The sequence below is a fragment of the Robbsia andropogonis genome (assembly GCF_034047095.1).
GTDB lineage: Bacteria > Pseudomonadota > Gammaproteobacteria > Burkholderiales > Burkholderiaceae > Robbsia > Robbsia andropogonis.
The window spans coordinates 875103-898492 of the sequence record NZ_CP139166.1; the positions used below are offsets into that span (position 1 = coordinate 875103).

The following is a 23390-nucleotide window of genomic DNA, read 5'->3' on the forward strand; positions in this document are numbered from 1 at the left end:
CGTGCCATGTATCCGCTTCCCATTGAACGCTGGAAACCGCGTAATCGCGCGCTCTATAAAGCCTCGCTGCCGATCGCGCTGCTGATCTGGCTGCTGCCGATGCTCGCAGTGCTGGTCACATCGATCCGTTCGTCCGACGAACTTTCGCGGGGCGACTACTGGGGTTGGCCCAGGCATTTCGCGTTGATCGAGAACTACGGCACGGCGCTTACGCAGACGCCGATGCTGCACTATTTCGCGAATAGCGTACTGATCACCGTCCCTTCGGTGCTTGGTGCGATCGTGCTAGCTTCGATGGCGGGCTTTGCCCTGGCGACGTACCGCTTTCCCGGCAATACGCTGGTGCTGTTCGCGTTCGTCGCGGGCAATTTCGTGCCGATCCAGATCCTGATGATTCCGGTGCGCGACATGGCGCTGAAAGTAGGGTTGTTCAACAGCGTGTGGGCGCTGGTGATTTTCCATGTGTCGTTTCAGACCGGGTTCTGCACGCTGTTTCTGCGCAACTTCATCAAGCAGTTGCCCTTTGAAATGATCGAAGCTGCGCGCGTGGAAGGCGCCGGCGAGTGGACCATCTATTTGCGCATCGTGTTGCCATTGATCCGTCCCGCACTCGCGGCACTGGGAATTCTGGTCTTTACATTCGTGTGGAACGACTACTTCTGGGCCTTGTGTCTGACGCAAGGTGACGACGCCGCACCGATCACGGTGGGTGTCGCCGCGTTAAAAGGACAGTGGACCACCGCCTGGAATCTCGTGGCGGCGGGCTCCGTTCTGGCAGCGCTGCCCTCCGTGCTGATGTTCTTCGTGATGCAGAAACATTTCATCGCCGGCCTGACGTTCGGGGCAAGCAAGGGTTGAGCGACTCGGCTTGCACCTTCACCTCTTCAGGAGACTTTTCTCATGCAACTTGGTGTCTGTTATTACCCGGAACAATGGCCCCGTTCGATGTGGGCCGACGACGCGACCCGAATGGTCGAAATCGGTATGACCCATGTACGCATCGGTGAATTTGCGTGGAGTCGCATGGAGCCGCGCGACGGCGAATTCGACTGGACATGGCTTGACGAAGCGGTAGACACGTTGTCCGCCGCGGGGCTGAAACTCGTGCTCGGCACGCCAACTGCATCGCCGCCGAAATGGCTGATCGATGCGCATCCGGACGTCCTCCCGGTACGCGCGGACGGCACGCGCTGGCACTTCGGTTCGCGTCGGCATTACGACATTTCAAGCGAGACATACCGGCGCGAATGTTTGCGTATCGTCACGGCGATGGCAGCCCGTTATGGACGACACCCGTCGATTGTCGCGTGGCAAACGGATAACGAACTCGGCTGTCACGACACCGTGCCAAGCTATTCGCACGCCGCGTTGCAACGGTTTCAAGCGTGGCTGCGGCAGCGCTACGAGCGCATCGCCGTACTGAACGAGGCATGGGGCAACGTGTTCTGGAGCATGGAGTATCCATCGTTCGAGGCAATCGAATTGCCGCATCTCACGCCGACCGATGCCAATCCGATACACCTGCTCGACTTTCGCCGCTTCATGTCCGACGAAGTGGCGAGTTTTCATCGCGAACAGATCGCGGTGCTGCGCACACATGCGCCCGGTGCGGATCTGCTGCATAACTTCATGGGCTTTTTCACGACTTTCGATCACTACCGCTTTGCTTCGGACAGCGCGCTTGATATCGCCGCCTGGGACAACTATCCGATTGCCCGCACCGAATCGATCGCGCTGCCCGAGGCGCAGAAAGCGTATTACGCAAGGACCGCGCATCCGGATGTATCGGCATTCGACCACGATCGTTATCGCGCGATCGGCGGCGGACGCCTCTGGGTGATGGAACAGCAGGCGGGTCCGGTCAACTGGGCACCGTGGAATCCGGTGCCGGCACAGGGCATGGTCAGGTTGTGGGCTTACGAGGCATTCGCACACGGCGCCGAGCTGGTGTCGTATTTTCGCTGGCGCCAGTGTCCGTATGCCCAGGAGCAGATGCATTCGGCCCTGAACCTGCCGAACAACGAATTATCGCCGGGTGGTCTGGAAGTACAGCAAGCGGCGCGCGAGATCGCTGGATCGGCGGTGCTGTCCAAGCTTGGCAAACCCTCCCGCGCGAGTGTGGCGATCGTCTTCGACTACGAAACGCAATGGATGTTCGACATCCAGCGTCACGGCAAGCACTTCGATTATCAGACACTGGTGTTCGACTACTACGAAGCGCTGCGCGAGTTGGGGCTCGATGTCGATATCGTATCGGGTGGAACCGATCTCTCGCCCTACCGCCTGGTGGTGGTGCCCAGCCTCGCGGTGATCGACGACGCACTCATCGACCAGTTCAAAACCGGAGCCGCGCAATGGGTCTTCGGACCGCGCAGCGGCTCGAAGACCAGCGCGTTCGCAATTCCATCCAACCTGCCGCCGGGCGCGCTGCAACACGTTCTGCCGATGCAGGTGCTGGAGGTCGAATCGCTGCGCCCGACGCTCGCGCCTGCCGTGACGATTGGGGATACGCCGGGTGTCGCGCTGCATTGGCGCGAACACGTGCGTGCCAACGACGACACGCGCGTCGAGGCGCTCTTCGACGATGCGTGGCCGGCGGTGCTCGCGCACGCGCGCGTGCGGTATGTGGCGGGCTGGTTATCACATGCATTACATCGTGCGGTGCTTGCACAGGCTGCGCATGATGCCGGCATCGCGACACGACTTTTGCCGGAAGGCTTGCGCGTTCGCCGTCGCGACGGGTTGGTCTTTGCGTTCAATTTTGGCGCGCAAGCGGTGGAAGCGCCGGCGCCATCGAATGCGGCCTTCGTGCTCGGCAACGCATCGTTGAAAACCGGTGATGTCTGCGTGTGGAGGGACGCTTGAGAAAGGACGGCGCAACAGGCTGGATGCAATCGGGCGCAGCCATCGTGGCGCGTCAACCCGGAAAAGGCGGCCGTGTCTGAGAGCCGCCATTCAATCAATGGAGGATGACAAATGAACCGAAGAGACATGCTTGGATGGCTGGCCTCAGCGAGCGCCGCGGCCGCAACGGCGGGCGTAGGTACCCCGGCCTTGGCCGGCGGACTGGAACAGCTGATGGGCAGAAGGAACCGTTTTGCGATGGGGGCGGACGTGTCCACCCTCCTCGAACTGGAGGCCAATGGCGCGACGTTCTATGATCACCACGCACCACTGGACTGTCTGCGGATCCTGCGCGCGCATGGTGTCGACGCGATCCGCATCAAGGTCTGGAACGATCCCGGCAACCCGGATTTCTTTCCGGCCAATCAAAGTCCCGTTGCCGGCTACAATAATGCCGAGCATGTGCGCACGCTCGCTCGCCGCGCAGCAGCGCTCGGCATGCGGATATTGATCGATTTCCACTACAGCGACTGGTGGGCCGATCCCGGCAAGCAGTATCCCCCGCATGCGTGGGCCGGCAAGGACCTCACTGAAACCTGTGATTTGCTGTCCGCTTACACGTCGACGGTGCTGAAGATGCTGCGCAGCGACGGGGTGCATCCAGAATGGGTGCAGGTCGGCAACGAGATCACCGGTGGCATGCTCTGGCCGCTCGGTAAATATGATCAATGGGACAACCTCGCGCAATTACTGAAAGCCGGGCACGACGCGGTCAAATCGGTGGACGATCGCATCAAGGTGATGCTCCACCTGGACAGCGGCGGCAATAATGCAACGAGCCGATGGTGGTTCGATAGCGCCACGCAGCGCGGTGTCACGTTCGACGTCATCGGGCTGTCGTATTACCCGCAATGGCAAGGCTCACTCAACGATCTGCAGACCAACGCGAACGACCTCGCAACGCGTTATGACAAGGACGTGATTGTTGTCGAGACCGCTTTTCCGTGGACGACCAGTGACGGTGATTCGGAACCCAACGCCATGACCAACGTCGGTTCGTCGACCTATCCGCAGACGCCAGCGGGACAAGCGCAATTCCTGAACGCGCTGACGGATATCGTCCAGTCGATTCCCAACGGCCATGGCAAGGGCGTGTTCTGGTGGGAACCGGAATGGATCCCGACGCCGAACGTCGGCTGGAAACTGGGCGCCGGTGATCAATGGGACAACAACACATTGTTCGATTTTCACGGGAACGCACTGTCTTCGCTCGATGCGTTCCGCAGGCGCTGATCTGATTGGCACGTGGCGGCGGATAGGTCAGCCCTCGCGGATCGACCTTGAATGCCGAAAAAAGCTTCTGAAGCTGCCGCTCAACAGTGCGTAGTCGCAGCCGAGGGTGCCGTCGATCAGGCCATCTTGGCGTGTTCGCTGCTGCCGATTTCTCTAATGGTGCAAACCTCTCTATTTTCCTACGATAGAGTCTGATGCACACCCATGGTTGCCACCTAACAAATAATTAACACGACAGCGCCGCGACCCGGCGCGACGTCGCATACTCCAGTGTTGCAAGGCTATACAGTTCATGCAAAGCGTGTCAAAACACCCAATACGTTATTGCGATGCCGTTCGCGCGGCGTGATCGATCAACCTTGCAACGTCGTCGGGGCGAGATCGCATCAACATGTGGCTGGAGCGAATGGACATGACCGTGGCCCCAATGTGCTGCGCAACGGCTTGCTGCACGGCGGGCCTAAGCGCGTTGTCGTTGGTGGTGCGTAAATACCAGCTTGGCTTGTCGTGCCAAGCCGCGTGCTGGATCTTGCCAGTAAAGCACCCCGCAGCGATAGGCTGCTGAACCGATGCCAGCGAACGCCCGTCTTCGAACGGAATATCTGCCGCCATAATATGCTGGAACCGTCGAGGATCGTCGAACCAGATCATGCCCTCCGCATCCGGCTCGACGCCCGACATTTGCGCGTCGAGCCGCTGCAGCAGGTCAGCGACGGACTGGTCATCATCCGGTACCAGCTCCGATAAATAGACAAGGCCCTTCACCTTGGCGGCATTGCCTTCCTGAGCGATGTAGGTTTAGCTAAGGACCTACCTGTAATAACAAGAAAGGGTTAGTCGAGTTCGACTCGGGCATCGAACTCGATTAGCAACTGTCCTGCTCACTCGAAGGCTCGGCTGTATTCAGTAATGTCACAGATTCTAGCTTGGTTACGTCCCAAATTCTTTGCACGATACAGCGCGAAATCCGCAGCGGATTTCAGCCTCTTCGAATCAGCCGTGTCAAATATCGCTGCTTCAGCAACACCGATCGAGATGGTCGCATTTCTCGATACATCGGATCTACGATGTTCGATTTTCAAATTTCGTACTGCTTCTAACATTTTCTCGGCCACCAGACCCGCTTCTGCTCCACCAGTGCGCGGAAGTATAACGACAAACTCCTCTCCACCGTATCGTGCAATAAAGTCGTGAGGACGCTTGATGGCAGATGACAGGGTCGCAGCAATTCTTTTCAAACAATCATCACCCGCTAAATGACCATAAGTATCGTTGTAGCGTTTAAAATAGTCGACATCAATCATCAGCAGCGAAAGCGGCTCGGAGGTTCGCATGAAATGGCGCCACTCCTTATGAAATTGTTCTTCAAATCGACGGCGATTGGCAATGCCGGTCAGACCGTCAGTTTCCGCGAGGTCTCGTAAAATATCCGTCTGAAATTTTAATGCTAGATGGTTGAGCAGCCTGGCTTTAAATATTACGGGATTAATTGGTTTATAAATAAAATCAGCCGCACCAACCTCAAATCCGGCAATTTCGTCAACCTCTTCGCGACTAGACGTAAGAAATATGACTGGTATGGTAGACGCATTATTGTCTTCTTTGATTGAGCGACAAACGTCCAACCCATTCAAATCTGGCATCTTAATATCCAGAATTACCAAATCAGGCAATGCTTCCTTGCACATCTTGAGTGCGTCACGTCCACTTGTCGCGAAAAATATCTCATAATGACTATCAAATATCGTTTGCAGAGAATAAATGATCGCAGGCTGATCATCAACAATCAAAATGCGTGGCAACTGACCACGTCGTTCAATTAATTCATTAAGATTACTCACGATGACCTTCGCTCAAATAATTTTCCAGAATATCAATCGCCTGATTAAAACGCAATTGCGATGTATGATTGCACAATTCTTGCATCCAAGCTTGATTGCTGACGTTTGATAATTTTGACAATTGCTCTGCTTCACTAATTGCCTTGATATTCCCTGTTTTCAACAAAGTCGTCAACATCTTCAGCCTATCTTTGAACTTCTCTTCCGATAATTCCAGCGGCGAATTTACCTCACTCTTTTCTTCTGCAACAGATATACCCACCTGAGCATGTAATGCCACTATAGTAGGTTCGACGAGAGCGCAAATCTCGTTACTTAAATCTCTTGCGATTCTCATGTCGGCGTCAGCGTCGCGCGCATTCCTGAGAGTCACTTCCGCGCTGCTTGCAACGGAGGCAATCTTTATCGCACCGACAGTTGCCGCAGCCCCCTTCAGGGCATGAAACTCATCGGCACTATTTCCTATATCAGCATTCTCTAAATGAGCTTGAATTTTATCGATTAGAAAACGGGCTTGCTCGGAAAAAGATTTCAGGGCAAGCCTGTACACTTTTGTATTTTGATTAAATCTTCTGGCAATACGTGACCAGGATTCAACCAGTGTTTGCGCCTCATCTTCCCTCGGATCTTGTTGCATATTGCGCTGCGGTGACAAATCCGAACTTAAAGGACGCTTCACATAGCGCAGCAATGTTCGCTCTACCTCTTCGATGTCTATTGGCTTTCCGATATGCGCATCCATCCCAGCGGCAATCGATGCCTCAACATCGGAAGGTGCGTTGTTTGCGGTCATGGCAATAATAGGAACGTTAGCACCAAACTGATGTGAACGAATACGCCTAGTTGCCTCGAATCCATCAATATCCGGCATTTGTATATCCATTAGGATAACTTCGAATTCCGAATCGTGATGTGTTGCAAGTCGGACACCGGACAGCCCTCCTTCAGCAAGCGTCACCCGCGCTCCTGATTCAAGAAGTAAACTTTGAATCACCTGACGATTCAGTTCATTGTCCTCAACGACCAAAACGCTTACGCCAGGAAGCTTCGGTCCGGCTAGCGCTTTGGTCGGCAATAGCACATTACTCTGGTCAGGATGCAGGCGAGCATTGGTTACCGCCCGTAATAAATCATCCCTCAGAATAGGCTTGGTCAAGACATCACTAAACGGCACCGATCTTTGCTTGAGCACATCCAACAGATCTTCATGTCCAAAAGCCGTTACCATAACGATAGGAGGACAATGCTTTCCAAGCAAATGGCGCAGCTTTTCAGATACCTGGATACCGTCCATGCCTGGCATCCGCCAATCCATGAAAATCACATCTTTTTGAGGCTGATCGCCATCCGCGATCCGCAAAAATCGATTAAGCGCTTCGTAGCCACTTTGTGCAGTATCGACCTCCCAGCCGAATGAATGGCACATTGAGGCCAAAATACTCGTTGCTATCGCGTTGTCATCAACGATCATGACACGCAACGGCTCTTCAGTTCTTAACGTTTGGACAGGCGAGATATGGAGAGGCAGTTCAAACCAAAAATGGCTGCCTTTCCCGAGCGCACTGCTTAAGTGCAAGTCACCACCCATTAAATTGACTAGCCGCTTGCTTATCGCCAGCCCAAGCCCCGTGCCTCCATAATGTTTGGTCGTAGACGATTCAGCTTGTGAAAAAGCATCAAAGATAAATGCCTGCTGCTCTTCCGAGATCCCAATACCAGTGTCTTTCACCGAAAAGCGAACATGCGTTTGGCCGCCAACAGTTTCGACATAGGCAAGTGCGAGCAAAACGTAACCATGCTCAGTAAACTTTATCGCATTGCCGCAGATATTGACCAACACCTGCTTCAGGCGTAGCCGATCGGCAATAATCTCATCGTTTATTCGTGGATCAATGTCAAACAAGATCTCTAAGTTCTTGCCCGCGACATTGCCACTCAAAACAACATTTATTTCCTGCAAAAATTCACTAAGAGAAAATCGGTGAACATCTAGCTCTATCTTCTCTGCTTCAATTTTTGAATAATCCAAAATATCATTGAGCAGGTCCAGGAGCGATTGGGCCGCGCTTTTCGCTTTTTGGACATAGTCACCTTGGCGTTGGGTCAACATAGAACGTTCTAGTAATTGCAACATCCCCAACACCGCATTGAGTGGAGTGCGAATTTCATGACTCATATTTGCCAAGAATCGTCCCTTGACCCTATCTGCTTGCTCTGCTTGTTGCTTAGAATAAATAAGAGACTGCTGATATATATGATTTTGGGTTACGTCAAGGTTGATGCCTATCAAGCGTACCGCACGACGCTCGTGATCTCGCTCGACCATTCCCGCCGCTTGGATATATCTTACTTGTCCATTTCTGTGGAGCGCCCTAAACTTCGGATCGTAGATTTCGTCCTCTTCGATTGCACGGCGTAAAGCGCATTCCACGTATTCGATATCATCTGGATGAACCCGGATGCGCCATTGCTCGTAATCTATTTTTTCATCACGTGATATTCCCTCGCAATCGTAGAGCTCGAACATTAACTTGTTCCACCTGAGCTCACCGGTGTCGATATCCCAAATCCATACACCAAGACGTGCGATTTGCGCTGCCAATTCGAGCTGCTCGTTGGCTGCACGAAGCATGTCTTTTTGAAGCTGATTTGTATGAAGCGCATCGGACAATTCAGCGCGTTGCTGGCTTAATTCAGTCACGTCATGGACGATTACAAAGAAGCCGCGTACTTCGCCATCTATTTTATCGGGGAGATAATGAGCAATGGCAACTTTGGTGCCATTAGGTGTGACGATTTCTCGCTCAAACGTTTGAGGCTGACCAGCTAGAACGCCTTCAACATGCGGTATATTTTGGGTATATAAATCAAGGCCAAGAAGATCAGGAAGTCTTCGTCCTAATAGCTCGCCTGGCGTCACGCCGAACCAGTTGTGATACGCGATATTCGCCACTTGATTGACCAAATTCTTGTCCCAATAACCAATCATCGATGGCAGGGCGTCCATGACCGTACGCAACGTACGACGCGCTGACTCTAATTCGGACGTTCGTAACTTAACCTCATTTTCTAACGCGTCCTTCGCATCACGTATTGCCCGTTCTGCTGCCTTCTTGGCAGTGATATCTCTGACAGTCTTTGAGGCCCCTAGAATTACCCCTTGTGGTCCGAATATTGGTGACACGGAGACAGAAACATCGATCAGTTCGCCGCTCTTTGTTCGCCGCTTCGTCTCAAAATTCAGGCGACTTTTACCTTTTGATATGTCATCAAGGATATGTGCCTCTTCATCTTTCCGATCTAATGGCACGATCAGATCGAGCAATGGCCTCCCTATTGCCTCGGCAGTTGAGTAACCGAATATCTCTCTTGCACCTCTGTTCCAGGTGGTGATGACTCCGTTTAGATTCTTTCCAATAATGGCATCTATCGAGCTGTCTACCAGCAAAGCTAATTCCATACGGGCTTTGAAAAGTTCTGTCGCCTTACGGGCTTGTTCAAATCTGAAAAACAAGAATCCGTTGACCAGTGACGCTATCGCTACAAGAAATCCGAAGAGTGGCCACAGCGGGATAATCGACTGTTGTGCAATGTACGATTTCGAAAAATGCAGATCGATGGTCCACCTCCTACCATAAACGTTTATATCCCGTCGAATCTCTCCTCCATTTCCTTTGAACGTAGGGGAAACGATAGATTCGAAAAATGGAACGGGACGTCCAGGTTCCGAGGAATCAGACAAATTAAGTCGAACTTTGTCAGCGTCTAAACCTCCATTACCCAAAACTTCGGCCATGGACAGCGGAGCATACGACCAACCGCGAAGGGAGCGGATTCGCTCATCCTCAGTTTTGTTCTCATCACCTGAATATACCGGCAATAGAAACAAAAAGGACTGTGTCGTTTTCGTTGGGTCTTGGACCAACGTGATCGGTGCGGTCAAGGTCGCTAGGCCGGTCTTGGCAGCCGATTCCGCTGCCTGGCGACGGTTGTGCTCCGAAGCGATATTCAACCCCATTGCATTAGCATTAGATTCGCGTGGGAAAATGTATTGAATAATAAACTTGTCACCCGAAGATTGAGATAAATCCCGAATTTCAATATTAAAATGATTTTTTTGAAAAAACTCTTTTTGAAATAAAAGCACGTCGCCTGCTTTGACAAAATTAATATAACCTATTCCTTTTGCCCCAGGGAACTCTTTTGGAAGATCTCGGGTTTTGCTGTAGTCATTTAATTTTTTTTCTGTCACGATACCAGAGTCTGCGACAACGATCGCACCCCGCATACCGCGCAGACCATATTCGTATCTACCCAACCTTTCCAGAATATTATTTTCTGTTTTCCCAAGCGTTTCATGAAATGATTCTTGTACTATTTTTTTGTTGTGGCACCCAGCAAATACCATTGTTATGGTCAATAGCAACACTGACAATGCCAACGACACAACGATCTTCCGAAGGTCATTTAGGTCAAGCTTCTTGATTCTGCTAAAAATCGATACTCTTGCACTCATGCCTTCTCCGCTTCTATTTTCAAACGGCAAAATTGAATAACAGCGAAATTTATCCTAGAACAAATAACACGTTGAAATTGTCGATGTCAGCCATAGGCACCGCTGCTTTTACGCTATCCATTTTTGCCCCGTGAGGCATCTCGTTAATACCGACAAACAACAGTTGACCATTCGAAACAGCCAATCCAGTAAACTAAAAATTGATCCTTGAACAACATAAAACATAGCCTCGCCGTTCCTCTAATTTTCTTAGCAAACCTCATGTCTTGCATCAGCACTTTGCAATGAAGTATATCCTTCTATCCAGTTTCCGATACGAAGGATGCTTTAACGAAACGCGTTTGTTGCCTTCCTGCATGTAAACATATGTTCTTTTTCGAACCTAGCGTTGCGCCCGGGAGATCAACAGCGTTTCGTAAAAATCACAATAATGTGTCAGGTCAGACTTTAGCTCGAAATTATTTAAGGCGATCTTGCGCTCGCCAGTAATAACGCAGCGCCGTAAGCAAGGGCGAGAGTCGCATATTCAGGCAAAAGCAGTTCTACAGCACGAATGCGTTCAGATTAACGGATAGCGGAATCATGGATGCGTTCAAGCCTGCGGATGCCAGGACTGCATGACCGGAAACTTGCTGAAAACTGGGCATCAGCACCACAATGCTCACACTCGTCACGTGCCCTTAGATAATGGCGAGCGCCGCAGGCGTCAGTCTTCAACGGCTCGGCAATAATGCAATTCGCGCCACCGTTCTTCCCTCTCCGCGCACTGAATCGTGTTACAGATATCCGACAGGATTTTACGTTCATTAGCCGATAAGCTTTCATGACATATCTCCGCGATAATGCGCAGGCGCACCAGCGCATCCGAAAGAGATAGCATATTGATCAACGTCGTCTCGACCGTGCCCACCGAATTCCATTTGTGTTCGTTTTGATGATCCGCGCAATTCTGGTCGTCCCCAAAACCCAGAATGCAAGCACAGTCTGCAAGTTCAAAGATGTGCGTAAGATCGCAGTCGGTCAAATAGCGATTATCGCGTTTGTTATCCATGTGTCTCTCCCGAAGCGCCGAAACGTATTCCAGCATTTTTATGTGCTCATCAGGCGGCGTCAAAAGTAGCCAAATATCGCTCACGCGTAAGTTACTATGCTAAGCGTCCCGAGCGTCGCTGGCTTTATGCTATCGGCTCCAGTCAACCCGTCCGAATTCGAGATCTCTGACGCACTCTGTAACACGTCGTTCGATCAACACATTCAAGTAGTCGACAGCGATAAGCGCATGATGTGATACCGCTTCCAGATCTTGTTGACCATCTTTCCTTGCAAACGATACGACGTCGTTCTCAGATTCCCGATACATGGCTGATACCCTCAGATCGATTACAGGCGTCAAATACGCACTGCTCTTTATGGGTAACGGGTGATCCTAAACTTGCTGAAGGAAACGAGCTATCATTGCGTAATACATACAAAGCGAAATGAAAAGTCTTCCCGTTCGGCGTCGGTAAGTGAGTTGCATTGAGCTTTCGCGTACAATCGCGTCAGTCTTGCGTTAATAATTAGTTTTACTAATTTCAATCTCAATAGCACGACGACGTAGCAACGCCAACCCCGAAATTGCTCGCTCCTGCCGATGCTTCTCGTAATTTCGAGTCTTTTCGCCCGTCTACATACGAGAAATGTGTGGGGATGCGCTTCACCGTCAAGCCAATCGGATTCTCGCGAGTATCCAAACACCCCATATAATTGAGCTATTCGACCAGTAGTGCACGAGGCTAGAACACGTTACCTACCACGCAATTCAGCACAATGAGGCGCTTTCGTTAGCATCGGCGAAAAGATGAGGAATTTCGAACTCATGTTGGAAGCGTGAACAGCCTTACTGCCTCGTCAAGAACGTTGGCCTGATTTGAAAGACTTTTCGCAGTAGCGGCGCTTTGTTCCACCAGCGCCGCATTCTGCTGTGTCGCGTCGTCAAGTTGCGAAACGGCCGAATTGATCGCATCGATACCAAATGATTGCTCCTGACTCGCCATGGCGACTTCCTTTATCTTGGCGAGCACATTGGTCATCGTTTCTGCTGCCGAAGCCATCTGCGCGGAGACCGTTTCCACACTTGCGGTCCCTTCTTTCGCCGCGACCGAATTGGATTCAACGATTCCCTTTATTTCTTTCGCCGAAGCAGCGCACCTATGAGACAAATTGCGTACCTCTCCCGCGACCACGGCGAATCCTTTGCCTGCCTCGCCTGCCCTCGCAGCCTCGACCGCGGCGTTTAACGCGAGAATGTTAGTTTGAAATGCAATGCTGTCAATTGCGGAAACAATGGCCGTGATTTGTTCTGAGCGCGCCGCTATTCCTCTCATGGTCTCTTCAGTCATCTTCACTGATTCGCATCCCTGATTTATGGTCATTTGCGCCTTCTCAACAATCAGATTTGCTTGCTTCGCAGACTCCGCATTACTCTTGACCGTTGCTCCCAACTGTTCGAGAGATGCGGCAGACTCCTCCAGTGATGCAGCTTGCATCTCGGTACGAGTCGTGAGATCCATGTTACCACTGGCAATCTCACCGGTCGCGAGCTTGACCCCGTCAATTTGTTTTCGTACGTCTGATACAATCGCCACGAGGCTGACGCGTAGTTGAACCAGCCCTCTCAAAATACCCTTTGCGTCGCTGTTCCTTGATGTTGGTATTGCCGCCGCCAAGTCTCCGGCCGCCAAACGACGTATAGCTTTTTCGATTAGGGCAATCTGCTTTCCTGTGCGGCAGGCCATAAGCAGTGACGGTATCGATGCCGCAAGCATGCAAAGCACAAATGTTATAACCCCTACTGCACCGTCAAACGCTTCTGGGAACGTGACTCTCAGAGACGTTACCGCAACCGTAAAGCACGCGGCGACTGCCATCATTCTTGCAGCTAGTTTGGCGTCAAGTATTGCGTCAATGAACCGCCGCGGACCCGTTCTTTTTATTTCCCCAGACCTTATAGTGAATCCTTTTGCTTGACCTAAACGCATTTGCCGATAAAGGGTCTCGGCACGTTTAATGTCCTCGCGAGAAGGTTTGGTGCGGACGCTCAAATAACCAATGGCGGTGCCGTCGCGTACGATCGGCGTAACATTTGCACAAATCCAATAGTAGTCACCGTTCTTTCGTCTGTTTTTAACAAGAGATGTCCAGGGCTTACCAGATCGAATCGTTTGCCACATGTCTCCAAATGCCTCACGCGGCATATCTGGATGCCGAATGATGTTGTGCGGCTTGCCTATAAGCTCTTCGCTGGAATAGCCCGACGCCTCGATAAATGCTGGATTGCAATATAGGATGTTGCTAGCCAAATCCGTCGCGGAAACAAGCATGTCGTTCTGACTTATCTCATATTCCTGACCAGCTATTAACTTGGAATCATTCATCAGTCCCATTCCTAATAGAATTTACGTCACTCAAAACCAAATCAACGATGCCGCTCTTCAAGTGATAACGGATGGGTGTCCTGCTACTGAAGTCCGATTCATCATTTTGCGTACATCGTGTTGAAACACGCTCTTTGTCCCAGAAGATGTACACCGGAAACTTAGCGGGGGCAAAAGCGATGCGGAAATCTTTCAACGTATGTTGTTTGCAACAGATAAGCGAAGTCAGGACGCGTGCAATCGATGCCCGCGACCTTAACATGCAAATTATCGCGTCTCAGGCATAGGCATCGATTAAATTTTTCAAGCCTGGACCTGCCGTTGTCAACCCGAGAGAGATTCCACGGCTTGCTTGAATTGTTCGAGCTTGACTGGTTTATCCAAAAATACCGCAGCATACTGTTGCACACGATCGCGAATACCGCTGGAGCCATGTCCGGATACGAAAATAACCGGGGTCTTTGCCAGATGCGCTTGACTGCGCATCGACTCGCAGAAATCGAGGCCATCAATTACGCCTCCCAACACCACGTCTAAAATCACGATGTCCGGCACTTCTGTTCGCAATAATTGGAATGCCGGCTCCGCTTCGGCCAAAGACTGCACGGCACATCCCTCCCGCCCTAACATGCGGGAAATCACGCGACGCGACACCACGTCGTCGTCGAGTACCATTGCCGTCTTACCACCCAGGATCGCCGAAGGAGGCGCGCCGCGCTTTTGCACCCCAGCCGAACGCGAGGGAGACGAGAGGACGACATGTGGTTCGGATTGGATATCCACGTGTCCCAACATCGAAATGTCCGTAATATCCGAAGGCGGGTAGACGCCTCTAGCCTCATAGAAATCCAACATTTCCTCGGCACCTAGAAAGAGGTCCAACCGATTCCCAACGCGCAACAGCAGACCGCTTGCTTTTACCATATGGGAAAATTGCTTGACGAAATGCTCGGGACGATCTCGCGCGAACGTAATACGAAACAGACGCCCGTGTTGACTACATGCCGACACCACGCTGCTCCAAGACTCGTAACCGCACGCTCGCCAAGCAGTGGCGATACGCGCATAGGTATCTTCGTATTCGACGTTATTTAGGCTCAGAAGCATGACTTACTCGTCGTTACCAAAACAAGGCGATTCAAGCAGATTGCGTCATGGTCCCAATTCGGTGTCGGAGCCAGGAAGAGAAAGCGGTTTCGCTCATCGCCGGCGCCCACCACCATCCTTGTCCAATGCCGCATCCATAAGCTTTCAACCGCTCCGCGACATCATGGCACTCCACCCCCTCCGCCACGGTTCTTAATCCCATTTCACGTCCAAGCGCTACGAGGGACTTAAGTATCCGTTGCGCATCGACTTCGACCAGGGCCGATGCGACGAATAAACGATCGAGCTTGAGTTCGTTGAACGGCATTCTAAGAAGCGATGCCAAGTTGCCATATCCCGTCCCGAAATCATCAATGCTTAACGAGATGCCATCGATGCGCATACGCGTCAATATACTCCGTATTGCATCAGTGTTAGGCAGCGAGATACTTTCTGTCACTTCGACAGTTAGAGCATTGGCAGGCACGCCATACTGAACCAAGGCCGAACGAATGGACTCGTACAACGTCTGGTCGATATCGCTCGCCGATACGTTAATGGCCACACCGACCCCGGGAAACGCCTGACGCCAGCGGGCACATGCCTTCACGGATCGATGCAGAATCGTCTCGGTAAGCCGCCGCATTTGACCCGACGCTTCGGCAACAGCAATAAAGACATCAGGTGCAACGTCGCCCATTGTCTTCGACCGCCATCGCGCCAACGCTTCAGCGCCTATTGGCACCCCAGTCGCGAAGGAAACCTTCGGCTGAAACTCCACCACGATTTCATTTCTATCAAGCGCCTCTGCAAGCTGTGGTGCCTCGATCGACTGTTTCGGTCTTGCGAGAGTCGGTTTTGGCTTGATCATCGGCAGATCAAGTAAATGCGCCAAATCGGCCAGATGCGCCGGCTTCTCGATGGATCCAGCCACATGGATTCCCAGCGCGTCGGCGATTTGCGTCGTGGCAATCCGCGTTCGCTCGTCACAACCACTCACTAAGATGACCGAGCGCGGCAGCAAACCAGCGCCCATTGACTGCAAGACATCCAGTCCGTTTTCACGTCCAAGTTGCAAGTCAAGTAAAATCGTCCTTACATCGCGCTGTGCGAGTTCCTCGCGCGCCTGTGCCACAGTAGTCGCGCCATAGCTTTGCACACCGAGCGACTTCAGCATCGCGGTGAGAATCGACAATTGAACCGGATCATCTTCCACAACCAATATGGAAGCCGCCGCAACATGCATTGCCTCAGACATCATGCCCCCGTTGTGCAAAGATGCGATTCAGGCTTTCCTTCACAAATTGAAATGCAATCGGAAGGCGGCCCCGGTAATCCATTAGATCTTTCTGGGATATATTCGCGGCGTCGCGCTCCAAAGCGCGCATCAAGGTCGAAAAGCCACTAGCACCGACATACGCGCTGCTTGATTTCAGCGAATGCGATATCTGTTTGATCTGGTCCGAGTCATTGTCTGCAAGCGCCGCCATCAGGGCGTCTAGTTGAGCCGTCGCGTTGTGCACAAACGTTTTGACGAGGTCGTCGGCAAAGTCGGGGGTGTCGTCATCCGCAAGCGCCTGCAACGCTCGCACACTCTGTTCGTCGAATATCAAGTCGCCAGGGTGTGCCGCCTCGCTGCCGCTACGCGCGGCTGGTAAGGCAATCGTATCCGGTCTAGCGTTCGTGAAAAAAGGGTTGCTCGACAAGCCGACGGCGGATCTCGCACCCGGGTAAGGCTCCGGAAGAAATTCGACAATGCAGGCCTCGAATTCCCTAACCGTAAACGGCTTCGAGAGAATATGATTCATACCGGCGCGTCGGCATCGTGAGATATTCCCAGCCGTCATATCTGCTGTGATCCCAATCACCGGGACGGGCGATGTTCCACGGGCCTTCTCAAGTGCGCGTATGGCCTCCGTGGCGGCAGCACCGTCGACATAAGGCATGTGACAATCCATCAGAACCATGTCGTATTCCGCCAATTCAAATCGTGCCAAAGCAGCACGTCCGTTAACGGCAAGATCCGCTGTCAGACCGATACGCTTCAATGACGCCATGGCCACTGCCTGATTCACGGGATTGTCCTCGGCAAGCAGAATGCGCGGTCGGTGCCAGAGTGCAGGCTCGGCTGTTTCAAGGGCGTCGACAGCCTCCCCTGCGTTATAAGCGTCAAGCCCTTCCCGCTGCCCGTGCTCGACGCCTGGTTTCGAATCCTTCCTTGGTAGTATGCCGACAGGCAAGGTCAGCGAAATGTCGGTGCCAGCATCCATCTCGCTTCGCATCGTCGTCTCGCCATCCAGCTTTTTCACCAATTCCCGCACTAGAAAAAGGCCTATTCCTGCACTATCAACTATCCTTGCGGATCCTTGCTCCGCTCGTAGAAAAGATGCGAAGACTTCCTCGGCGCGTGCGAGATCGATCCCGCTTCCGCTATCACGCACGGTAAGAGAAAGCTGGTTGACATCGTTTGCGAGCGTTAAGAGCTCCGCCTTGAAAACGACGTAACCGATATTCGTGAAACGTACCGCATTTGACAGTAAATTATTGACGATCCAGTATATTTTTTCGCGATCGACGGATATAAGATATCGCTCGAACCCTGTCGTTTCGGCAGTGAATGACAAGCCTTTCCACTTGGCCTTACGCTGATATTGCCGACATAGCGCGTTCAACATAGCGAGCGCGTCGAACGTAGTCGCGTTCAGCGTCGCTTCATTACTCTCCGTTGTCGTGACCTCAATCATATGATCGACCAGATTCAATAGTGCGCCTCCGCACTCTTGAATCGTATGTGCCAGTTGCGTAGCATCGTGGTCGAGACCCCGGAGTTCCAGGAGCTCGGCGCTGGCCAGCACACCATGCAAGGGCGTACGAAGCTCGTGGCTCATCCGTGCCACGAAACGATCCTTTGCACCATTCGACATCTCAACAATCTGCTTTGCGAGCCGTAGCTCCTCAATCAATTTTCGCTCTTCCAAAACCTTCGCCTCTAACAGGCGATTTGACTCGATCAATCCACTTCGCGTCTTGTCGAGTTGCCCTCGCGCCATGTCGATACCCTCGACGGCAATAAGTACGTGTCGATGTATGGTGTTGAAGCTTTCTGACATCAGGCCAAGCTCGTCCCGCGAATAAACCGGAAGTTGCTCTTGGCTGGCATTGATCTTCACCATACCGGTATCCCCCTCCCCGAGGGTCCGTATGGCCGATGCCAGTTCATATAGCGTCACGCTTGCCAAGCGTTCAGCAGCATCACCAACGCTTTTTGCGGTCTGGGAAATGGTGCCTGGCAAAACGATCCCGACCACCATAGTAAGAAGTGCGACAGCGGTAAAAATATCGGCCAATGCGCTCGACATCGGCGCTGGTACGGGTAACTGTGACACTGCCAGTAAATAACCCGCTCCATCCAAACCGAGCACAAGCAACATCGCCCCAGTCAATTTGACGTGCAGATTCATCGTAAAGCCGTGAAGTCCATTGCGGCGACGGTCTTGCCATTTTCGAAAAGCGTGTAGCAACGCACCAGAATAGGCCATCGATAACCCAGCGAGAATGGTCGGCACGCCGAACTGCTGGAACCCCAGAACCGTTGATGCTATCCAGATTGCCGCGACAAGCAGGCCAAGGCCCAGTGTGAAACGGGGCGCTTGATAAAGCCGGGGCGCTTGTGGTGCGCTGCGGCGCAGCAGCCATACTGCAAGACTCGGCGCGGCAATACCGATCAGATAAGTGAAATTTGCGGCGGCAACAAGCCAGATAGGATCGCCGAATAACAGGAAGGCTATCGCGGTCGCGGCCGTCATCAGCGTGGCTGCCGTTGGCACCTGTTTCGCGGAAAGGCGTCCCAGAAAGGTTGGTAGAAGGCCGTCATCAGCCATTTGCCATAACGTACGCGACGCACCGGCGAGCGGTTGCATCGTTCCATGAAACATATTAAAAACCATGAAACCCAGCGCTGCCGACTTTGCAAAGCTGCCAAAGAGTGGCGCGAAAGTCGGGCTCAAGGAGCTGCCTAGATTTCCAGCCAACTCGGCTTTGCCAATCGTTCCTAGCCAGATAAATGGAAGTGCCACAAAAAAAATCGATGCCATACCGGCGCTAACTTTTATCGCACGCGGGACGTTTCGAGCCGGGTCTTTTGTTTCTCCGACATGGCATGCGACTGCCTCAAATGCCGGTGCGGCAAAGCCGACCAGATAAAGCCCTGCCATTAGCGCCGTGACTGTGCCAAACCAACCCGGGAACGGCGTCTCCAAACGCAAATCGAACGATTGATGCCAATCTACAGCGCCCGTCGTCACCGGTAGAAGAGCAGAGATAAATGCAAGAAGTCCCGACAATATCGCTATCGGGATGGAAAGTCTGGCGACATGCTTGATGCCTGACAGATTCAATAAAGTACAGAATCCAACCAGCGTACAGGCCATCAGAGTGACCGATAGCTGTGGCAGAAACCATTGATGTATCGCAGACGCACAGAGAATCGCGGTGATTCCACATGTGGGAATCCATCCCCACCAGTAACATATCCCTACCAACGCTGACGGCATGTCACCATACCGCCTGAAAGCATCGGTACATACCGCTGCGATCCCTCCAACTTTGCGCGGATACATCAGCACAAGTTCCGTCCATCCGGGCAAGGCCGCATAGCTCAGCAAGATACCCACGACAAATAAAGCCAGTCCTAAAGTCCCGATCCCAGGAATGTGCTCCCCGCCGACAAGCAAGGCGGCGATGAGAAAAAGGCTCTGATTACTTCCCCCCATCGCAAGCGCGGAAAGGCTAGCCCATCCAAGGGTACGAGGAAACCGGCCGCCCTCCTGCGCCGCGTCGTCGTTGGTTACGGAACCCGACTGTGCATGATCGATCGTATGTATGGGGGGCTGCAGCTTCATTCTCAGCCCCCTTTGATCGTCTTGAATCCACGCCGTCCTTGCATGAGTTTCGCGATGCTTGCCTGCAGTGTGTCCATCGATACGGGTTTAACCAAGTAATCATCGAATAAAGCAAGTCGTGCATCACCATCTGCCGGATCCGCACCTGATACAGCAATGAGCGTGGCGACGTCATCCGGTGACTTACCTTCAAGATATTGCTGGGCGATCGCATAGCCGTCCAATTCCGGGACGTTGATATCCAGGAATGCCGCGTCAAACGGCGTGGAACTGAGCCGGGCCAACGCTTCGCCTCCGTTCAATGCAAACTCGACGGCATGCCCCATGTGTTTGAGCAAAGCGCAGAAAACCTTGCTGCTAATAACGTCGTCATCGACAACGAGGACGCGCAGGGATGCCGTATGGGTTGCCGGAGACATCGGTGTAGCAGATACGACATTGAACCGGAGGCAAAAGCTGAAACGCGTCCCGACGCCAGGCTTGCTCGACACCGCTATCGTGCCACCCATTGCTTCAACCAGCTTACGAGAAATAGCGAGTCCGAGGCCAGTTCCTTGTTGGTCATCGTCACGACTCAGGTGCAATTGCGAAAAGCATTTGAAAAGTTGATCTTTGGCTGTTTCGGGCAAACCCACCCCGCTATCCGATACGGAAAATGCAATCTCGACGCATTGCTCTAAATGTGTCGCTGTAGCCTGTACATGCACACCGCCGGCTACGGTGAACTTGATGGCATTATTTAGCAGGTTCAGAAGAACCTGGGATAGCCGGGTACGGTCTCCGACAATTAAGTCCGGAATGCTCTCTGATAGCGACAGTTTCAGGGACAGCCCTTTTGCCTCCGCTTGGGGTCGTACAATCTCGACAATACTTTCCATTTCAAGGCGAAGACTGAACGGCGCCAAAACAAATGGAAATCCGGTGGCTTCCAGCTTCGCGAGATCGAGCACGTCGTTGATCAATCGGACAAGATGCTCCGTCGATGTCCGAAGGTCGATCGGAGAAAACGGTTTCTGCGCCTGCTCACCTTCCAACGACAAAAGCGTTACCATGCCAAGGATCGCATTCAGCGGAGCACGTATCTCGTGTGTCACCATGGCGAGAAAGTCCGCACGATCCTTTTCGGCCGCAATACTTTCGTTCAGGTTGTGATAATACCTATCGAGTTGTGCTTCAACCTTGACTGCGCGTAGGCGAAGGTGTAATTCATCGACAACTAAAGACGCATAATCCTTCAGCGCGTCGATCTGGTTCGCATCTAATGTTCTCGGCTTGGTATCAAGTATGCACAGTGTGCCAACCTTATTACGCCCCTCGAAAAGCAACGGTACGCCGGCGTAAAAGCGAATTTCCGGCGCCCCGGCAACTGCCGGGTGATCACGAAAACGTATGGATTGTGATGCATCAGTCACAATATAAACGTCGCTTTGCTCAAGTGCGGCCTCGCAAAACGACGCTTCGCGCGGAAAGGTATCTAAGTCCACGCCAACTTTCGCCTTAAACCATTGATTCTCAGCATCGATCAAAGAGATCAAGCATATAGGAACGTCAAAGTAAGCACTTACACGCCGAACAATTCGATTGTAGGATTCTTCTGGTATCCTATTTAATATTCTGGAATTTTCCAAAAATCCTATTTCACTGCAATGAGCATCACCCGTACATTTGAACGGCGCCATGATGCTACTATTCGATGTTGCGGATACCGGGGCGTTCGCATTCGGCATTGCATTATCTCAATCCAAGGGTCATATCGGGTTTACGGCACGCCACGGATTTTCTGAAGTATCCATATTTGATTTCGATCAACCTGAAACACTTTCAGATGCAAGCAATAAAACGAATGATTCAGCTCCCTTTCAAGAGTGACTGTCGTGCCACTGAAAATCATAGCATTAGCCATGTTCTCGCTCCATCACACGGATCCGCATGACAGTTAATCAATCGTATGAACAGCATTTCTAACTACGATTAATTCGCTGCTGCTAGAGTGACGTCGCGCCTGGATGCAACTCCACTTGCAAAAACGGGAGCGCGATGTAGAACGTCGATCCGCGCCCGCTTTCACTCTCATAGGTTATCGTGCCACCCATTGCGTCGACGAGACGCCTACAAATCATCAGGCCAAGACCGATTCCGCCTTGCTGCCTCGTCGATGAAACATCAATTTGCGAGAAAGGGGTAAATAGGATCGATTCTGCATTTTGCGGAATACCTATCCCGGTATCAATCACCGCAAACGTCAACCACAGGACGTTCTCAGTGCTGCCGCATTTTTCCACACGCACATCGATCCGGCCTTGCTCAGTGAATTTCCCGGCATTTGATAGTACGTTATCAATGACCTTGCGAAATTTACGCTCGTCACCCATTACCATTGCAGGAATGTCGTCGGGAATCGAGAGCCCAATCTTGATGTTTTTTTCTTCGATTTTTAGGCGAAGTGACGTCACGCTCTCGTGCAATAGTTTTCTAATGCTAAACGCCGAACGTGCTAGCGACAGTTTTCCATTGTCTAACTTCGCGACATCTATTATGTCGTTGACGATTTCAAGCAGTGTGCAAGCGCTAGCGCAAATCACATTGGCCAACTCGACTTGCGCCTCCGACAGCTCGCTCTCAGCAAGAAGGCTGCTCATACCCACAATGCCGTTCATTGGGGTCCTGATTTCGTGGCTGATCATGGCAAGGAAGTCACTCTTTACATTCGCCGCATTCAAGGCCGCGTCACGCGCGGCGGCGTGCGAACGTGCCTCATTCGCGTAGCGTACCTCAAGTACGATCGCCTTCTGAATTTGTTCATAAAATTGTCGCGCACACAGGAGCATGCCCAAAAGAAAAAGCACGACAGCGGCGGTAACTTGAAAACGGAGCGCAAGAGTATTCGTAAAGAATTGAACAATCGCCAGCGTAAGCAACGGCGTTAATGCAAAAGCAACGAACGCGGAAGGGACAGGAGCCAGCGTGGTCACCGCGCCAGCGACTGCGCCAGCCAATATGAAAGGTACAAACATGGCAACCGCTGGGCTCGTTTTCCACGTAAGTATCACAATACCGACGGACCATGCCATCCCGCTTATTGCTGCGGCAACAACAGCGTACCGAGACCAAACCGTGACGTCAGGATTGACTGAGTGCCTGAACCGGGCTGCGAGCAGAACGCGCCATAAGGCAATTGTGATCATCAAAAACAGCCAACCTACTACCTCTCTGGGCTTTTCTTGAAAAGAGATACTGGTTAGCAGGATCGCCAGCAGCACGGCAACGGACTGGGTCAAGAACACCCGATCGAACAACATTGCGACCAGACGCGCGCTGACAACGCCCCTCTCATCGTTCGTCTTGACTATCGCGTCCATAGGTCAGTTTTGCCGATTTTGCTGTTGACCTCCATTCAACGGATGCTTTGTGTGTTGCTGAAGGGGGCTTCCATACTTTTTCGACGAGCGTGACCCTGCCTCGAAACGACGTACAGCAGAAATGATAGAGCGGG

At 52.2% G+C, this 23390-nt stretch carries 14 protein-coding genes; 4 read left to right on the forward strand and 10 right to left on the reverse strand.

Annotation, left to right across the window (positions count from 1 at the left end; translation table 11 throughout):
- The first annotated feature begins 6 nt into the window (after window positions 1–6).
- The 3 genes from SJQ66_RS08860 to SJQ66_RS08870 all read left to right on the forward strand — a co-directional run bounded on the left by SJQ66_RS08860 (window position 7) and on the right by SJQ66_RS08870 (window position 4137).
- Entirely contained in the window at window positions 7–858 is an 852-nt protein-coding gene (locus SJQ66_RS08860; protein ID WP_024905254.1) for a carbohydrate ABC transporter permease, read from the forward strand.
- Between the two features lie 42 nt (window positions 859–900).
- Window positions 901–2865, forward strand: coding sequence for a beta-galactosidase (locus SJQ66_RS08865; RefSeq protein ID WP_024905253.1), 1965 nt, complete (start codon window positions 901–903; stop codon window positions 2863–2865).
- Between the two features lie 111 nt (window positions 2866–2976).
- Window positions 2977–4137 (forward strand): glycoside hydrolase family 53 protein, encoded by a 1161-nt coding sequence (locus SJQ66_RS08870; protein ID WP_046152936.1) that lies wholly within the window; start codon window positions 2977–2979, stop codon window positions 4135–4137.
- A 321-nt stretch (window positions 4138–4458) separates the two neighbouring features.
- Here the strand turns inward: SJQ66_RS08870 and SJQ66_RS08875 are convergent, their stop codons facing one another.
- The 9 genes from SJQ66_RS08875 to SJQ66_RS08915 form a co-directional block, all read right to left on the reverse strand.
- The gene (locus SJQ66_RS08875; protein WP_366520233.1) at window positions 4459–4929 is read right to left on the reverse strand and encodes an alpha/beta hydrolase; all 471 of its coding nucleotides are present in this window, start codon (window positions 4927–4929) and stop codon (window positions 4459–4461) included.
- Window positions 4930–5018: 89 nt separating this feature from the next.
- The gene (locus tag SJQ66_RS08880; protein ID WP_024905251.1) at window positions 5019–5978 is read right to left on the reverse strand and encodes a diguanylate cyclase domain-containing protein; all 960 of its coding nucleotides are present in this window, start codon (window positions 5976–5978) and stop codon (window positions 5019–5021) included.
- Window positions 5971–10494 (reverse strand): response regulator, encoded by a 4524-nt coding sequence (locus tag SJQ66_RS08885; protein ID WP_320533953.1) that lies wholly within the window; start codon window positions 10492–10494, stop codon window positions 5971–5973. Before SJQ66_RS08885 ends, SJQ66_RS08880 begins: the two co-directional genes overlap by 8 nt.
- 706 nt (window positions 10495–11200) lie before the next feature.
- Entirely contained in the window at window positions 11201–11545 is a 345-nt protein-coding gene (locus SJQ66_RS08890) for a hypothetical protein (RefSeq protein ID WP_320533954.1), read from the reverse strand.
- 805 nt (window positions 11546–12350) lie between these two features.
- Window positions 12351–13910: a methyl-accepting chemotaxis protein gene (locus tag SJQ66_RS08895; RefSeq protein ID WP_024905247.1), complete on the reverse strand. Its 1560-nt coding sequence runs from the start codon at window positions 13908–13910 to the stop codon at window positions 12351–12353.
- A 324-nt stretch (window positions 13911–14234) separates the two neighbouring features.
- On the reverse strand, window positions 14235–15017 hold the full coding sequence (locus tag SJQ66_RS08900) for a response regulator (RefSeq protein WP_051504658.1): 783 nt from the start codon (window positions 15015–15017) through the stop codon (window positions 14235–14237).
- Window positions 15018–15048: 31 nt separating this feature from the next.
- Window positions 15049–16257, reverse strand: a complete 1209-nt coding sequence (locus SJQ66_RS08905) for a two-component system response regulator (RefSeq protein WP_024905246.1) — start codon at window positions 16255–16257, stop codon at window positions 15049–15051.
- The gene (locus tag SJQ66_RS08910) at window positions 16247–19897 is read right to left on the reverse strand and encodes an amino acid permease (protein ID WP_320533955.1); all 3651 of its coding nucleotides are present in this window, start codon (window positions 19895–19897) and stop codon (window positions 16247–16249) included. The genes SJQ66_RS08905 and SJQ66_RS08910 overlap by 11 nt, the downstream gene beginning before the upstream one ends.
- 2 nt (window positions 19898–19899) lie before the next feature.
- Window positions 19900–21576: a hybrid sensor histidine kinase/response regulator gene (locus SJQ66_RS08915; protein ID WP_046152965.1), complete on the reverse strand. Its 1677-nt coding sequence runs from the start codon at window positions 21574–21576 to the stop codon at window positions 19900–19902.
- On the opposite strand from SJQ66_RS08915, the gene SJQ66_RS08920 reads away from it, so the two are divergent.
- The gene (locus SJQ66_RS08920) at window positions 21575–21766 is read left to right on the forward strand and encodes a hypothetical protein (RefSeq protein ID WP_052738292.1); all 192 of its coding nucleotides are present in this window, start codon (window positions 21575–21577) and stop codon (window positions 21764–21766) included. The two genes, SJQ66_RS08915 and SJQ66_RS08920, sit on opposite strands and share 2 nt — an antisense overlap.
- Before the next feature lie 116 nt (window positions 21767–21882).
- Here the strand turns inward: SJQ66_RS08920 and SJQ66_RS08925 are convergent, their stop codons facing one another.
- Window positions 21883–23256 carry a sensor histidine kinase gene (locus tag SJQ66_RS08925; RefSeq protein WP_320533956.1) on the reverse strand — a complete coding sequence of 458 codons (1374 nt, stop codon included), beginning with the start codon at window positions 23254–23256 and terminating at the stop codon, window positions 21883–21885.
- Window positions 23257–23390: the final 134 nt, after the last annotated feature.